Annotated in this window: 14 protein-coding genes and 2 tRNA genes; 14 read left to right on the top strand and 2 right to left on the bottom strand. The window is 68.3% G+C overall.

The window, feature by feature from the left end; genetic code table 11:
* Window positions 1–14: 14 nt before the first annotated feature.
* Entirely contained in the window at window positions 15–3200 is a 3186-nt protein-coding gene (locus tag ABZX92_RS13840; protein ID WP_355557995.1) for a hypothetical protein, read from the top strand.
* Window positions 3201–3334: 134 nt separating this feature from the next.
* Window positions 3335–4084 (top strand): sulfite exporter TauE/SafE family protein, encoded by a 750-nt coding sequence (locus tag ABZX92_RS13835; protein WP_355558103.1) that lies wholly within the window; start codon window positions 3335–3337, stop codon window positions 4082–4084.
* Window positions 4085–4087: 3 nt separating this feature from the next.
* On the opposite strand, the gene hisC is transcribed toward ABZX92_RS13835, so the two are convergent.
* Window positions 4088–5155 carry a histidinol-phosphate transaminase gene (gene hisC, locus ABZX92_RS13830; protein WP_355557992.1) on the bottom strand — a complete coding sequence of 356 codons (1068 nt, stop codon included), beginning with the start codon at window positions 5153–5155 and terminating at the stop codon, window positions 4088–4090.
* Window positions 5156–5231: 76 nt separating this feature from the next.
* On the opposite strand from hisC, the gene ABZX92_RS13825 reads away from it, so the two are divergent.
* From ABZX92_RS13825 to ABZX92_RS13770, 12 genes are all read left to right on the top strand, one after another.
* Entirely contained in the window at window positions 5232–5873 is a 642-nt protein-coding gene (locus tag ABZX92_RS13825) for a dienelactone hydrolase family protein (protein ID WP_355557989.1), read from the top strand.
* Between the two features lie 134 nt (window positions 5874–6007).
* Window positions 6008–6514 (top strand): hypothetical protein, encoded by a 507-nt coding sequence (locus ABZX92_RS13820; RefSeq protein ID WP_355557986.1) that lies wholly within the window; start codon window positions 6008–6010, stop codon window positions 6512–6514.
* Window positions 6511–7821: a PPE domain-containing protein gene (locus tag ABZX92_RS13815; RefSeq protein WP_355557984.1), complete on the top strand. Its 1311-nt coding sequence runs from the start codon at window positions 6511–6513 to the stop codon at window positions 7819–7821. The genes ABZX92_RS13820 and ABZX92_RS13815 overlap by 4 nt, the downstream gene beginning before the upstream one ends.
* On the top strand, window positions 7818–8570 hold the full coding sequence (locus tag ABZX92_RS13810; protein ID WP_355557981.1) for an ESX secretion-associated protein EspG: 753 nt from the start codon (window positions 7818–7820) through the stop codon (window positions 8568–8570). The genes ABZX92_RS13815 and ABZX92_RS13810 overlap by 4 nt, the downstream gene beginning before the upstream one ends.
* 75 nt (window positions 8571–8645) lie before the next feature.
* Complete coding sequence (locus ABZX92_RS13805; RefSeq protein WP_355557979.1) at window positions 8646–10589, top strand: acetoacetate--CoA ligase; 1944 nt, start codon at window positions 8646–8648, stop codon at window positions 10587–10589.
* Between the two features lie 155 nt (window positions 10590–10744).
* Window positions 10745–10834 (top strand) — tRNA-Ser (locus ABZX92_RS13800).
* Window positions 10835–10876: 42 nt separating this feature from the next.
* Window positions 10877–10952, top strand: a tRNA-Arg gene (locus ABZX92_RS13795).
* A gap of 72 nt (window positions 10953–11024) precedes the next feature.
* Window positions 11025–12299 carry a cytochrome P450 gene (locus ABZX92_RS13790; protein WP_355557977.1) on the top strand — a complete coding sequence of 425 codons (1275 nt, stop codon included), beginning with the start codon at window positions 11025–11027 and terminating at the stop codon, window positions 12297–12299.
* The gene (locus ABZX92_RS13785) at window positions 12296–12712 is read left to right on the top strand and encodes a hypothetical protein (protein WP_355557975.1); all 417 of its coding nucleotides are present in this window, start codon (window positions 12296–12298) and stop codon (window positions 12710–12712) included. Before ABZX92_RS13790 ends, ABZX92_RS13785 begins: the two co-directional genes overlap by 4 nt.
* Before the next feature lie 489 nt (window positions 12713–13201).
* A complete protein-coding gene (locus tag ABZX92_RS13780; RefSeq protein ID WP_355557973.1) occupies window positions 13202–14029 on the top strand; it encodes an SDR family oxidoreductase in 828 nt (275 codons plus the stop codon).
* A gap of 32 nt (window positions 14030–14061) precedes the next feature.
* Window positions 14062–14394, top strand: coding sequence for a hypothetical protein (locus ABZX92_RS13775; RefSeq protein WP_355557970.1), 333 nt, complete (start codon window positions 14062–14064; stop codon window positions 14392–14394).
* Between the two features lie 131 nt (window positions 14395–14525).
* Window positions 14526–14822, top strand: a complete 297-nt coding sequence (locus ABZX92_RS13770; RefSeq protein WP_355557968.1) for an RlpA-like double-psi beta-barrel domain-containing protein — start codon at window positions 14526–14528, stop codon at window positions 14820–14822.
* Here ABZX92_RS13770 and ABZX92_RS13765 read toward each other — a convergent pair.
* Window positions 14819–15631: a serine hydrolase domain-containing protein gene (locus ABZX92_RS13765; RefSeq protein WP_355557965.1), complete on the bottom strand. Its 813-nt coding sequence runs from the start codon at window positions 15629–15631 to the stop codon at window positions 14819–14821. The two genes, ABZX92_RS13770 and ABZX92_RS13765, sit on opposite strands and share 4 nt — an antisense overlap.
* Window positions 15632–15650 lie beyond the last annotated feature (19 nt).

The raw sequence follows: 15650 nt of genomic DNA, 5'->3' as shown, positions 1-15650 counted from the left end.
CTGGGGAAAACCAGATGTCAGAGAGATCCGCCCGAAGAGGGCTGCTCAGATGCACGGCCCTCGTCACCGCCGCCGTGCTGGCCTTCGGTGGCACGTCGACCGCGCTCGCGCAGGAGGACCCGACGAGCACCTCGCCGACGCCGACCCCGACGGAAACGGTGACGCCACCGTCGTCGAGCGAGCAGCCCACGCCGCCGTCGAGCGAGCAGCCGACCACGCCGTCCTCCTCGGCGCCGACGAGCGAAACCCCGACGCCATCTCCTGACCCGTCCACGCCCGTCGCCCCGCCTGCCGCGACGGTCGAGCCCGCGAAGCCGGATGAGAAGAAGGCCGAGGAGAAGTCGGCCGAGCAGCCCGCACAGACGCCTGAGGTGAAGTCCCAAAGCCCGCGTCCGGACCTCTCCGTCTCGCTCGGCTTCGGCAAGGCCGAGTACCTGCCCGGCGAGGATCTGGTCATGACGATCAAGATCCGCAACGTCGGCGACGCGGTGGCCAACGACGTGCGGCTCAGCTTCGACCGCCAGGACCTGTGGCTCAAGTCGGGCTACGAGGCCCTGCTCTCCCGGCCGACCATCGCGGTCGGCGGGGAGCAGGTCATCACGATCGTCGCGGAGGTCAGCTACGACCGGGCGACGAGCGTGTCGGCCACCCTTCGGGCCACTGTGGACGGTGTGGCGGACGCGACGCCCGGTGACAACTCGGCCACCGGCTCCACGTCGATCCGCAGGGACTACGGCTCGGTATCCGGTGTGCTGTACGTCGACAAGAACGGCAACGACGCGCCCGACGCGGGCGAGGCCCTCACCGGCTACTACGTCATGATCGAGGGCGGCACCCCGAAGTCGAGCCGCAGCAACCTGGTGGACAGCCAGGGCCGGTTCTCCTACACCGACCTGCCGGTCGGTGACTACCGGATCGTGCAGCTCGTCGGCACCCAAGGGAACAACCACGCGGTCAAGCCGGGCACAAGCAAGTTCGTGATCCGCAAGGGCGAGGACACCAAGCTCGCCGTCTCCGCCGTGAAGCTGGTGTCGGACGCGCTTGAGGTGAAGGTCGCGTTGGACCGCGACTCCTACGCGAAGACCGACCCGGTTGACATCAGCATCACTCTGAAGAACAAGTCCGACGTGCCGCTGACGGGCGTTGTCGCCGTCTGCAACCCTTACGCCAACGATGTTCCCGGCATGATCGAGGGCATCGGCAAGGCCTGGGAGCAGTTCAACCCGGACGGCCCCGGTGTCACGGTGGGTGCCGGTGAGACCGCGGTGTTCCACGTCACCGACGAGGTGCCCGCGGACACCATCGGCCAGGTCCAGGTCGCCTGCAACTTCGGCAACGACGGCCGCAACTCGTTCGGCTACGTCGGCGGCTCGGACTGGGCCCGCGTCACGGGGTTCAACGGCAAGGTTCGCGGCACCGTGGTGGACGCCTCGACCGGCAACCCGGTCGAGCAGGGCCGGATCGTCGCGATCGACCCGGTCACCCGCCGGCCCGTCGGTGGTTCCCAGCTCGGCTACCAGGGCCACTTCGAGACCGCCGACATGCGGGTCGGCAACGCCGCGTTCGTCGTGCTCGGCCAGTGGAAGCCCAAGGACGGCAAGGAGTTCACCTTCGACGTGCAGGCCGACCAGACGAGCAGCGCACCGGTGTTCGAGGTTGTTCCCGGCCCGGAGGTGCCCGACCCGTCGAGGGTCGCACCGGACATCGCGGTGACCGCAGCGTTCAACAAGGCCACGTACGAGAGCACCGAGCTGGCCCAGGTGACGGTCAAGGTCGAGAACAAGGGCACTGCCGCCGGGTACGCCCGGTTCGTGGACGAGAACCAGAAGCCCTTCGACCACCTCAGGTACGACCTGCGTCAGTGGGGCGACTTCATCAACTACGGGAAGCAGGTCGTTCTTCAGCCGGGCGAGAGCCGCCTGGTCGTGATCACCGGCGACATCCTGTGGTACTCGACCATCGTCATCTTCAAGGCGAAGATCGACGTCTACGGCGACTCCGACCAGAGCAACAACACTGTTGAGATCAAGACCGGTGTGCAGAGGCTCACCGGCAATGTCGAGGTCCTGGCCTACGGTGACAAGGACGGCAACGGCAAGTACGACTCCGGCGAGGAGTTCGGGGATCTCGACCTCACGCTGGCGGCTCGCTTCAGCGGGCCGTCGTTGGAGAAGCGCACCGACGCCACTGGCCGGGCGCGGTTCGACAACGTGCAGATCGGCACCTACTACACGTACTCGCAGTTCCGCGACGGCTGGGTTCTCGGCAGCATCGACAGCCCGAGCGGGACGATCAGCGCCGGCGCGACGACGGTGATCGAGCTCAAGGCCGTGCGTCCGCTCTCGGACAAGTTCACCGTGACGGCGAAGTTCGGCAAGGCCGTGTACGCGGCGGGCGAGGACTATTCGCTCGACCTGACGCTCACGAACAACACCGGTGCGGCCCTCGACGGAGTCGCGGCCATGTGCCACGACCCCGGTTCGGTGTGGGCGGGCCCCGGTTGGGGTGACGTTCGCGAGGGCGGTCCCGGCATCCGGCTGGAAGACGGCGAGACGAGGGTCGTCCGGGTCACCGGACCTCAGCCCGAGGGCTCCGCGGACGCCGGTTTCCTGGATGTCTCCTGCGACCTCGGCCCGCGCCCGTATCTGATGGGATATCCGACCGCGGTCGCGTGGGCTCACGTCCCCGGCAAGACCGCCGGCGCGCAGGGCCGTCTCGTGTACGACGCCGAGCACGACGGCAGCTTCGAGGGTGACGGCGTCGCCAAGACCACCGTCGTGCTCGTCGACCGGTTCACCAAGAAGGTGACCGCTCGCACGATCTCGGGCACCGACGGCGAGTTCGCGTTCACCGACGTGCCGGTCGGCGAGTACGAGCCGGTCGTGGTCGGGAAGTGGAAGGCCCGGATGTACTGGGGCGGGTACTTCCGGGTCAGCGCGGGCTCGGCCGGCAACGAGCAGGTCGTCGTGCTGGAGCCGGGTCCGGACGTCGAGGACCCCGGTTACCCGCTGCCCGAGGACCAGAAGCCTGGCGCGAACACCCCTCCAGCCTCGCCAGGTGGAGCAGGTGGAACCGGTGCAGGCACCGCTGACACGCTCGCCAAGACCGGCGCGAGCGTACTGGGCCTCGGCCTTGTCGGCGCACTGCTGGTGGCCTTCGGCTTCGGTGCCAGCGCGATCGGGCGCCGTCGCGTCGCATAACTGAAGTTCCACCTACAGGGCCCGCACTCATCCTGAGTGCGGGCCCTGTTGTCATCAGCGCCACACTTCGTCGTCCCGAATGGAGTGTTAGCGTCGCTAACCATTGGGTACCTGGGGGTGACATGACAGGTGACATGACGGTCTGGGAAGCAATCGCGGTGGTCATCGCGGGTGTGTTCGCAGGCGGCATCAACACCGTCGTCGGCAGCGGCACGCTCGTGACGTTCCCCGTGCTGCTCGCCGTCGGGTACCCGCCCGTGGTCGCGAACGTCTCCAACAGCCTCGGTCTCGTGCCCGGCTCGCTGTCCGGCGCCTGGGGCTACCGCGAGGAGCTCAAGGGGCAGAAGTCGCGCATCACCCGGCTGCTGCCCGCCTCGATCCTCGGTGGTGTCGTCGGCGCGATCCTGCTGGTGACGTTGCCGGACAAGGCCTTCAAGGCGATCGTGCCGGTGCTGATCGTGATCGCCCTGGTCCTCGTGGTGATTCAGCCGTGGCTCAACCGGCGGCTCGCTCATCGGCAGTCCAACGACGACGGTGGCGTGCTGTTGTGGATCGGCGTGTTCCTCGCCGGCATCTACGGCGGGTACTTCGGGGCCGCGCAGGGCGTGCTGGTCATGGGGATCATGGGCGTGCTCGTGAACGAGCACCTGCAGCGGATGAACGCGCTGAAGAACCTGCTGACCGCGTTCGTGAACCTGGTCGCCGGGGTGATGTTCATCTTCATCGCCGACGTGGCGTGGCTCGCGGTGGTGCTGCTGGCCGCCGGGTCTGTCGTCGGCGGTCAGATCGGGGCCAAGATCGGCCGCAAACTCCCACCCGCCGTGTTGCGCGGCGTCATCGTCGTGGTGGGAGTCGCGGCGATCGTTCAGCTGCTCACGAAGTAGAAATCACGCGGTGAACGCGCGGGCCGCGGTCAGGAAGGCGTCGTTCTCGTCCGGCTCGCCGATCGTCACGCGGGTGCCCTCACCCACGAACGCGCGCACCACGACCTTGTGCGCCAGGCAGTGCTCGTTGAAGGCGGCGGTGCGCTCGCCCAGGGGCAGCCACACGAAGTTCGCCTGGGTCTCCGGCACCTCGTAGCCCATCGCCAGCAGCTCGCCCCGCACGCGCGTGCGTTCGGCGACGATCGCGCGGCAGCGGACCATCAGCTCGTCCTCGGCGTCGAGTGAAGCCATCGCGGCGACCTGGGCGAGGGCGTTGACGGAGAACGGCACGTAGACCTTGCGCAGTGCGTCGGCGACCACCGGCGGCGCGACCGCGTAGCCGACCCGCAGGCCCGCGAGGCCGTACGCCTTGGAGAACGTCCGCAGCACCGCCACGTTGTTGTGCCCGGCGGCCCACTGCTGCTTCGCGAGCTCGACGCCGTCCGGGATGTGCGCGTCGTCGACGAACTCCTTGTAGGCCTCGTCGAGCACGACGAGCACGTCACGGGGGACACGGGCGATGAACGCCTCGATCTCCTCGGTGCGCAGCGCGGTGCCGGTCGGGTTGTTCGGGTTGCACACGAACACCATGCGGGTCTGGGGCGTGATCGCCGCGAGCATCGCATCGAGGTCGTGCACGTGCTCCGAGGTCAGCGGAACGCGGATCTGGCGAGCGCCCGACACGTGCGTGACGATCGGGTAGGCCTCGAACGACCTCCACGCGAACAGCACCTCGTCGTTCTCGGTGCAGGTCGCCTGGACGAGCTGCTGGCAGAGCATCACCGAGCCGCAGCCGAGCGCCACGTGGTCCACGGGGACGCCGAGTTTGTCGGAGAGGCGGGCGGTGAGTTCAGTGCAGCCCGAATCCGGGTACCTGTTGATGCTGGTGGCCGCCTCGGCGATCGCTTTGACGACGCTCGGGAGCGGTCCGGCGGACACCTCGTTGCTCGCGAGCTTGATGGCGCCGGGGATGGTCCGTCCGGGCACGTAGGACGGCAGGGACGCCAGGTCAGCACGGGTTCGCACGGTCATACCGCCGATCCTCGCATTGCTCCGTCCGATTGGACACGTTGACTGGTGTTCACCCCTACGTGGAAGGGTGGGAAACATGACCACAACCCGCATTGAGACGCTTTCCCTCACCGACGGCCGTGAGCTGCGGGTGACGATCGCCGAACCCGACTCCGCCGTGCGCGGCGGGCTCGTGGTGCTGCACGAGGCCCGCGGCATCACCGAAGGGGTCCGTTCCCTCGTCAGCAGCCTGGCCGCGGAGGGCTGGCTCGCCATCGCGCCACACCTCTACGACGCGGACCGCGTGCACGGCGACGACATCAGGGACCAGGTCAGCAAGCTGTCGGGGGACCGCTTGCTGGAGGACACCGACGTCGCGTTCGTCTGGCTGGGGCAGCAGGGCGTGAGTGCGGACCGGATGGGCGTCGTCGGGTTCGACATCGGCGGCACGGTCGCGATGGTGGTCGCCGCCAGCCGCACGATCGGGGCCGCCGTCACCGTGGCAGGGCCCGGAATTCTGGAACCGCTGTCGGACGGGCTGCCCGCGCTGGTGGACGTCGCGGGTGACCTCACGTGCCCCTGGCTGGGCATTTACCCCGACGGCGACTCGGAGGAAGTGAGCAAGCTCCGGGATGCGGTGATCAGCTCGGAAACCGCGTCGGATGTGGTCCGTTTCGACGTTTCGAGTGACGAAGCGTGGACTCGTGCGTTGAACTGGTTCGACGCACACATGAGGTAAGAGTCTTTACGGCGGATTGGAACCGAACCGTACTCCAGGTACATCTAAGGGATGCTTCGGACGGCTGACTGGGTGTAGCTGTGAGTAACACTCAGTGCTGCGGTGACGAGTAATGCAGTGCAGGGGGTTGAGGGATGGCTGAAGGCACTGGGACAGGCACTGGAACCGAGACGACCGCGGTTTCGACGGCGACCACCACGCCGATCACCGCGGAGCAGCTGGCGGCGGTGAAACCTGTTCTCCAGCAACAGATGCTGGTGGACAAGGCGGAGGCGAGCAACGCCGCGGCCAAGCTCGACCAGGCGGCGGACAGCGGCAAGCTGACGCTCGACGTCGACGCGGCGGACGCGTTGATCAAGGCGGTCGACACCGCGCGCGACCAGGTCATGGACCTCTGGAAGCGCACGAGCGACCAGCTGGCCACGCCGTTGCAGCTCGGCGAGAACCCGGTCGCCAAGGCGATCAGCGCGCGGTTCTCCGAACTCGCCGTCGGTGAGGACCGCGGCGCCGCGAAGGCGTTGCTGGACCTCTTCAAGGTCCTCGACGACATCAGCAACGCGCTGAGCAAGAACCGCGACACCATCCGCCAGGCCGAGGACGAGGCCGAGCAGGGCTTCAAGAAGAGCGGGGGGTCGTGGTGAGCCAGGGGTCGCACGACAACAAGGGCAACGGTGGCAAGGACGACAACAACAAGTCCTCGAACCACCATCACGACGACGACAAGTACGACCACCACGACCTGCACGAGCCGGTCGACTGGATGGTCTACACGCACGAGCAGCTCTACGACATGGTGACCAAGGGCGTGAACCTCGCCGGTGCGCAGGCGGCCGCGACGAACTGGCAGAAGATCGGCGAGGACATCGCGAGCGTCCGGGCGAGCCTGCTCAAGGCCGTCGAGGACTCGTCGGTCGGCTGGAACAGCGACTCGGCGCGGCTGGCCCGTGACGGCCTGACCGAGGTCACCAACTGGGTCGACGACACGTCGAACTACGCGCACAAGGTGTCCGCGGCGATCACGTCCGAGACCAACAACGTCGAGGCCGCCCGTGCCGCGATGCCGCCGCCTCCCAAGGCCCCGGAAGCACCGGTGCCGCCGACGGTCGTCGACCCCGGCATGCCCCGGCCGGTCCTGCGTCCCGTCAACCGGCTCGCGATGGCCGACGACGTGGCTTCGTTCGGCGGTGTCGAGAGCCTCAAGCGCGATCCGCGCCTGGTGCGCACGCTGCCCGGCGAGTTCACCGGCTTCGACGTCGTCGGCGCCAGCCCGGTCGAGACCCTCGCGGCCAACGACGCCTCGCACCGCCGCGCGGCGGACGTGATGGCGGCGTTCCAGCGCAACTCGGCGGCGGTCGACCAGACCGTGCCGCAGCAGTTCACGCCTCCGGTGAACCCGGTCAACCCGAACACCCCGACGCTCGGCGGTGGTGGCGACCTGAGCGGCCGCACGCCGGCGCCGGACGCCGGTACCGGCGTGGGTGGCCAGGTGACTGCGGCGGGCGTTGCGGGCAACCGGGGCAACACCAACCCGTCCAGCTCGCGTACCTACGGCGGTGGCGCCGGCGTTCGCGGTGGTGGCGGCGGCGGCACCGGCGGTGGGTTCACCGGCGGCATGATGCCCGGCCGGTTCGGCCAGAACTCCGGCAACCAGGGCGGACCCGGTGGCGGCGGTGGCGCGGGTGGCCCTGCCGGCGCTGGTGGAGCGGCGGGCGTCAGCGAGCGCGGCGTGGCGGGTGCTGCCTCGGCGGCCGCGTCGTCCGCGACCGGTGGCCAGACCAAGGCGTTCCAGAACCCGCTCGCGATGGGTGGTGCGCCGATGGGCGGTGCCCCGGCGGCGGGCCAGGGCCGTGACGACGAGCGCGAGCACAAGAGCGCGAGCTACCTGGAAGAGGACGACAACGTCTTCGGCTTGGACCGCAAGGCGGCCCCGCCGGTGATCGGTCAGTGAGCGAACGCCAGTTCACGGTGAGCTCGCAGGAGTTCTTCCTGCTCTGGCAAGCCGTGCACGGCGAGGACCGCGTCGTGCCGCTCGGGACGCCCCACGTGGGCGCCACCCGAGCGGCGCGGCAGCGTCTCGTCGAACAGAGCTCGCAGACGCTCTACGCCCGCGGCCTCGGCACCGTGCACCGTCCGGACCCGGACCTGCGTGCGCTGGTGGCCGGTCTCGGCGAGTTCGACCGCGCGCTGGAGATCGCGTACTTCAAGGGAACCGAACTGGCTCGCGGCATCGCCTGCGCGGGCTGGAGCGGTGCGTTCGCCGCGCGCGTGAACAACGACGTGCACCTGTACCCGTTCCGCCCCAACGCCCTGGCTTCGGCCACGGTGTCATCGTTGCCAGGCCTCGCGCCCGGCACCGGCCGTTCGGTGAACGTGCGCTGGGACGACTACGTGCGCGCCGGCAAGGCGGGCGAGCAGGACGGCAAGCAGGCCTTCCTGGACGTGCTGCGCGACGCGGGCATCCGCGAGCCGGAAGCCCACACGCTGATGCGCATCGTGACGACCCGCATCGGCGGCGGCGAGCTGGGCCTCACCGCCCGCAACCGCGACGGCGTACCGCGCCCGACCGGCCGCTCGGTGTCGTGGCTGGACACCCGCGAGGGCCGCTACCTGCTCCGCAAGCAGGACGGCTGGCTCGTGCTGGCCCCGGCCGACGCGCCGGGCCTGACCAGGGCGGTCGACGAGCTGCTGGCGGGGTAGGTACACACTTTCGGTGTACGTCCAGTCCGCCAATCACACATGGACGTGCGGTTCTGCCTCAACTAGACATGGGGCATGACCGACACCGACGTCGAACTGCTGTGGCGCCCGGACCCCACGAGGGACAACGGGATGACCGCCTTCCGCGCGTGGCTCGCCGACCGCGGGCACCCCTTTGCCGACTACGAGTCGCTGTGGGAGTGGTCCGTCTCCGACCTCGAGGGGTTCTGGGGCGCCATAGCTTCGTACTTCGACGTCCAGTTCCACACCGCTCCTGAGCGCGTGCTGGGCTCCTCGGACATGCCGGGCGCCCAGTGGTTCCCGGGTTCGACGCTGAACTACGCCGAGCACGCCCTGCGCCGTGGAGCCGACGACGACCTCGCCGTGATCTTCCACCGCGAGGACGGCGTCACCTCGTCCCTGACCTTCGGCGCGCTGCGCTCACGCGTGGCCGCTTTCCGGGCCGCACTGGCGTCCCTGGGCGTCTCCGAGGGCGACCGGGTGGTGGCACTCGTCCCGAACGCCCCCGAGGCTCTGATCGCCTTCCTGGCGGCCGCCTCGCTGGGCGCCACGTGGTCTTCCTGCTCCCCGGACTTCGGCGCCCGAGCCGTGGCGGACCGCTTCACCCAGATCTCGCCGACGGTCTTCGTCGCGGTCTCCGGCTACGTCTACAACGGACGGTCGTTCGACTGCCGCCCGGTCGTCGAGGAGATCCGCTCGCAGATCCCGTCGCTGCGGGCCACGGTCCTGATCGACTACCTGGACAACGGTTCTTCTCTGCCGGACACGCATTCGTTCGCCGAGCTGGTCGCGGCGAACGAGGGTGCTCCGCTGGAGTTCACGCCGGTGCCGTTCGACCACCCGCTGTGGGTGCTCTACTCGTCCGGCACCACCGGCCTGCCCAAGGGCATCGTCCAGGGCCACGGCGGCATCGTGGTCGAGCACCTGAAGATGCTCGCGCTGCACAGCGACCTCGGCCCCGGCGACCGCTTCTTCTGGTTCACCACCACCGGCTGGATGATGTGGAACTACCTGGTGGGCGGGTTGCTGGTCGGCACGACGATCGTGCTGTACGACGGCAGCCCGGCCTACCCGTCGCTGAACACGTTGTGGCACTTGGCCGAACAGCACCGCGTCAGCTACTTCGGCACCTCGGCCCCGTACGTCCAGTCGTGCCTGAAGGAGGGCCTCGACCCGTCCTCCCGCTACGACCTGACCGGCCTGCGCGTGGTCGGCTCGACCGGCGCACCCCTTACGCCAGAAGGCTTCCGCTGGATCGCCTCGGCCGTCGGCAAGGACGTCCAGATCGCCTCGGTCTCCGGCGGCACCGACCTCTGCACGGCCTTCGTCGCCGCCTCCCCGGACCGCCCGGTGTGGCTGGGCGAACTCTCCTGCCGAGCCCTGGGCGCCGCGGTGCACGCCTTCGACGAGGCCGGGAACGTGCTGGACGACGCCGTGGGCGAGCTGGTGATCACCAAGCCGATGCCGTCCATGCCGGTCTTCTTCTGGGGCGACGCCTCCGGCGAGCGCCTCCGCGACGCCTACTTCGACACGTACCCGGGAATCTGGCGCCACGGCGACTGGATCCGCATCACCCCAAGGGGTTCCGCGGTCATCTACGGCCGCTCCGACTCGACCCTGAACCGGGGCGGCGTCCGCATGGGCACCTCGGAGTTCTACCGCGTGGTCGAGTCGATTCCGGGCGTCGTCGACTCGCTGGTGATCGACACCTCGGGAGTCACCGAGGGCGAGCTGCTCTGCTTCGTGGTGCTCGACGGCGTGGCTTTGGCCGACGTGGAACCGTTGCTGCGCCAGGAATTGCGTTCGTCCCTGTCCCCACGCCACGTGCCGAACCGCTTCGTCGCCGTCGCCGAGATCCCGAGGACCCTCAACGGCAAGAAGTGCGAGGTCCCGGTGAAGAAGATCCTCGCCGGAGCCGATCCCGACAAGGCCGTGAGCCGAGGCGCACTGCGCAATCCCGAGTCCCTCCAACCGTTCCTGGAACTCGCCTCGGGATGATCTAGGTCACTCCCGCTCGGGTGAACAGGCGTTTAACGCCCCTCTCAAGGCCTCTGCGCGTGCTCTGACCAGCGCGTTCTGGGTTAGGAGGGGGGCGTTTTGCAACTCGGTTGAGGACCTGTGTAACCTATGCGTCGTGGCCGAGGATGGTCCCGGGAGGCTTCGCCTAGTCTGGTCTATGGCGCCGCACTGCTAATGCGGTTTGGGGTAACCCCCCATCCCGGGTTCAAATCCCGGAGCCTCCGCAAGGGCCGAGCCTCTAGGGGATCGGTTATAATTGAAGACCTGCGCTCGTAGCTCAACGGATAGAGCATCTGACTACGGATCAGAAGGTTACAGGTTCGAATCCTGTCGAGCGCGCCAGATCGAAAGGGCCCCGTCCGCGGAAACGCAGACGGGGCCCTTTCGCGTGAGACTCTCGGGTATGAATGGTTGATGCTGCCGGGAGAGCTGGGGGTCGCGGTGTCCGCAGGCACGCTGTTCAGCAAGCAGTACTTCAGGGATCCGGCGGCGACGCTGCACGCGGTTCGCGAGCTCGGGCGAGTCCACCAGGCCGTGCTGCCCAACAAACTGCCGGTGTGGGTCGTGACGTCGCACGACGACGCAAGGGTCGCGTTGACCGACGACCGGGTGCGCAAGTCGTCCGCGGAACTGTCGGCGATCATGCTGCGCAAGCTCGAACAGGCCGGCGGCCAGGCGGAGCTCTCGGCGTTCTTCTCCGGGAACATGCTGGTGATGGACCCACCGGACCACACCCGGTTGCGGAAGCTGCTGGCGCGCGACTTCACGGCGAAGCGGATGGCGGCGTTGCGGCCGCGGATCGAGCAGATCGCCGCGGAACTGCTCGACGCACTCCCGACGGCCGAGCCGGTCGACTTGATCGCCGCGTTCGCCTTCCGGCTGCCGATGATCGTCATCTGCGATCTGCTGGGCGTCCCGGAGGAGTTCCGCGAGCCGATGCGGGACTGGTCGCAGGCGATGATGGGCGAGGTGGCGCCGGACGAGGGCATCGTGGCCTCGCGGCGGATGACGGCCTGCTTCAGCGAGCTGATCCGGCGCAAACGCGCCGAGCCGGGCGACGATCTGCTCTCCGCGCTGACCAGGGCCAGCGATGACGGAGACCAGCTCACCGAGGCCGAGGTGCTCAGCACCGCGATTCTGCTGGTGGTGGCGGGCCACGAGACCACGGTGAACCTGATCGGCTCCAGCGCCGAGGTGCTGCTGCGCGACCACGAGACGCGCGAGCGGCTGGTGGCCGATCCGGACCTGATTCCGAAGGCGGTGGAGGAGCTGCTGCGGCTGACCAGCCCGCTGTCGATCGGCACCACGCGCTACACGGCGGCGCCGATCGCGTTCGGCGACGTCGAGGTCCCGGCAGGGGAGATCCTCCTGGTGTCCCTGGCCGGCGCGAACCGGGATCCGGAGCGGTTCGAGCAGCCCGACGACGTGGACCTGGAGCGCGGCGCCGGGCACCTGGCGTTCGGTCACGGGATCCACTACTGCATCGGCGCGCCCCTTGCCCGCATGGAGGGGGAGATCGCGCTGCGGGAGTTGCTCCGCAGGTTTCCCCGGTACGCCGGCGCTGTTCCGGCCGAGGAGCTCAGGCGCCGCCGCTCCTACATGGTGTCCGGGTTCCGGGAGCTTCCCGTGATCTTGTCGCCGGAGCCGCCGGGCAACCGAGATGCGACCAGTAGCGTGCATCTCCCGTGACCTTCAAGAAGATCGCCGCCGGAATTCTCGCCGCCGCGGCCCTCGCTGTCCTGGCTCCCGCTTCAGCCCAGGCCGACCCCTCGATCGGGTTCGAGACCGGTGACGGCTACGACTACACCAAGGGGACCATCACCTGGCACAACCGCACCGTGACCATCAGCGGCTACGTGATCGACGAGGGAGCCGGCTGGACCGAGGTCCGGTTCCGGGTGTTCGCCGGCAGCACGCAGATCGGCGCCGAGGAGTCGCGCTACACCGATGACGCCAGCACGAACCCGAAGCTCAGGTCGCCGAGGCGTTTCGAGCTCGGCATGGGCGACACGACCAAGCCCGGCGGCGTGAACAAGGTCGAGATCGCCATCTGCCACACCAAGAACACGTGCGTGGACCACACGACCAGGCTGCGGCCCTAGTCGAAGTCGTACACGGTGGTGGCGACGCCTTGCGCCAGCAGGGTTTGCTCGATGAGCGGCTCGACCAGCTCCCACCGCCCCGCCCGCCAGACCGCACCCGATGCGCGGCACGCTCACCCCGAACCACACCGCATGCGAGGCCAGAACCTCCAGGCACTGCGCGGTCGCCTCGTATCGCACGGGCGGCCCCTTGCTCCCGTGTGAGTGCCGCGCTGCCCCACCATGTTCGCCGCCCGGGTGTCCGGCCGGACCTGCGCCAGCTGCACGGCCTCGAGCCCGAGGTCGTTGCAGACATCTCATCCGGGAACTGTCGAACGCTGCTCATTTTTCTACTGGTGACAAAGGCCGGAAGCAATCGATTCCACAGTGGTTGATCTGCGAAAAGAGGTTTGAACCGGTCGTCGTTCCACGTACGCCGTTCGGCGCGGACAAAGGCCATTCGTCGACGTGAACGACCACTCGATGATGGCACTTGGCCACACTCGGGGTATGGCGATTCTGGCGGGCAAGGCCGTGGTCATCACCGGTGCCGGGCAGGGCTTGGGGCGGGCGTTCGCCACCCACGCCGCCGCCTCCGGAGCCGCCGTGGTGATCAACGACGTGGACGAGCCGCTCGCCGGGCAGGTCGCCGAGCTCATCACCCTCATGGGCGGCAAGGCCGTCGTCAGCGCCGGCAGCGTCACGGATCCCGACCAGGCCCAGACCATGATCGACACGTGCACGGCGGCGTTCGGCAGGATCGACGGGCTCGTCAACAACGCCGGCATCAGATACCAGGCCGCCATCGGTCAGGACGACCCCGAGCGGATGCGCGAGCTGATCGAGATCAACGTTCTCGGCACGCTGTACTGCACCAACGCGGCCGTGCAGAGCATGCGCCGCGGGTCGATCGTCAACCTCGGCTCGGTGGCGATGGTGGGCCAGCCGACCGCGCTCACCTACAGCGCCTCCAAAGGGGCCGTCGCCAGCATCACGGCCGGAGCGGCGGCCGAGCTCCACGACAAGGGCATCCGGGTCAACGCCGTCTGCCCGATCGCCTGGACCCGCATGGCCGCGGCGGACACCAAAGCCGTCCCCAGTGGGCCGCCCGAAACCATCGCGCCGCTGGTCACGTACCTGCTCAGCGACCGCGCCGCGAAGATCACCGGGCAGCTGATCCGGTTCGCCAACGGGCGGTTGCACGTCATGGGGCAGACGAGCCCCAAGGAGCCGGTCATCGAGAACGACGAGTGGGACGTCGACGCGATCGCCGAAGCCTTCGAGGAACGGATCGAGCCCGAGGACCCGGCGTGGGTGCGTTGGGGTGTCGGAAGGTGACTCGCGCCTGAGCAACGGGCAGAGTGGCGGTCGTGGACCAGCGGGAGATCATGCAGCGGGCGCTCGGCGTCCTGACGCTCACCTACGACGGCGGCGAGTCCGGCGACTACCTGCGCACTGCCCTCAAGTCGTTGCAGGAGGGCGTGTTCAGCTACGAGGTCAAGGTCGACGGTGACCTGAACGAGGCCGGCGCGCAGGCCCTCAAGCAGGCCATGGACCAGGTGCTCGGGCAGTTCGGCTGGTTCACCGCGGGGCTGCTCTACGCCTTCCACGGCGTCGCGCAGGCGTACGAGAACGACTGCGAGGACGCCGACGTGAAAGCCGTTCTGCAGAAGCTGGCCATCGGTCTTGCCGACAACGAGTGAAGCTCGCTTTTGCGGGATTGCTCGGACCGGCCTAGCTTCGGTCCATGAAAATTCGCTCAGCGGTGTTGACGACGTCTGTTGTGGCCGGGTTGCTCGCAGGCCAGGGAGTCGCGAGCGCATTTACCGGAGACGTGACTTTCTACGTGCCGAGCCTCGGCGCCTGCGGCCAGGTCAGTTTGCCCACCGACTACGTGGCGTCGTTGCCGGCGTCCATGTTCGATCCGAGTCCGGGTGGCAACCCGAACAACAACAAGAACTGCGGCAGAAAGATCAAAGTTACCCGTGGCGCGAATTCGGTCGTGGTGACGGTGGTGGACCGCTGCTCGGGCTGCAAGCGTGGAGACCTGGAAATCTCACCCACGGCGTTCCAGCAACTCGCCCCGCTCACGGCGGGGCGCATCTTGGCGACGTGGGTCTTTGTCCGCTAACTGGTCAACTCGGCGCGGACGCCGTCGGAGAACGGCGTCCAGGCCTCCACCGCCCACGGGCCGAAACGCAGATCCGTCAAGGCGACGCAGGCTGCGGAAATGTCGGGATCGACCCACAGGAACGTGCCGGACTGTCCGAAGTGACCGAAAGTCCGCGGGGAATGGGTGAGTCCCGTCCAGTGCGGCGACTTGCCGTCCCGGATTTCGAAGCCGAGCCCCCAGTCGTTCGGCTTCTGCATCCCATAACCGGGCAGAACGCCGTTCAGCCCGGGAAACACAACGGAAGTCGCCTCGGCAACGAGCTCAACGGAAACCAGCTTCGGCGACAACAACTCAGCAGCGAACAAAGCCAAATCCGCAGCGCAGGACTCGGCGCCGGCCCCAGCAGAGCCCACCAGAGCCGAGGAACTCATCCCCAGAGGCGCGAAAACAGCCTCGTGCAGATAAGTGGCGAACGGCATCTCACAAGCGGCTCCCACAAAAGAAGCCAGCACGTCGAACCCGGCGTTGGAGTAGATCCGGCGAGTACCGGGCGCCGCCTGCACCTCGGCCTTGTCGAACGCGTACCCGGCCGTGTGCGAGATCAGGTGCCGAACGGTCGAACCCTCAGGACCGGCCGGCTGGTCCCACTCGACCGCACCCTCCTCCACGGCGACCAGCACCGCGTAGGCGGTCAGCAGCTTCGTGACCGACGCCAGCGGGAACATGCGCTGCTGGTCGCCCAGCGAGCCCACCACGGCACCAGAAGACACCACGGCCACCGCGACGTTCGAGACAGGCCACGTCGCCGCCACTTCCACGCTCTGCATGGGACAGACGTTAACGTCA

The organism is Lentzea sp. NPDC006480, assembly GCF_040611995.1.
Classification (GTDB): domain Bacteria; phylum Actinomycetota; class Actinomycetes; order Mycobacteriales; family Pseudonocardiaceae; genus Lentzea.
This window is presented reverse-complemented; position numbering and strand designations above follow the sequence as displayed.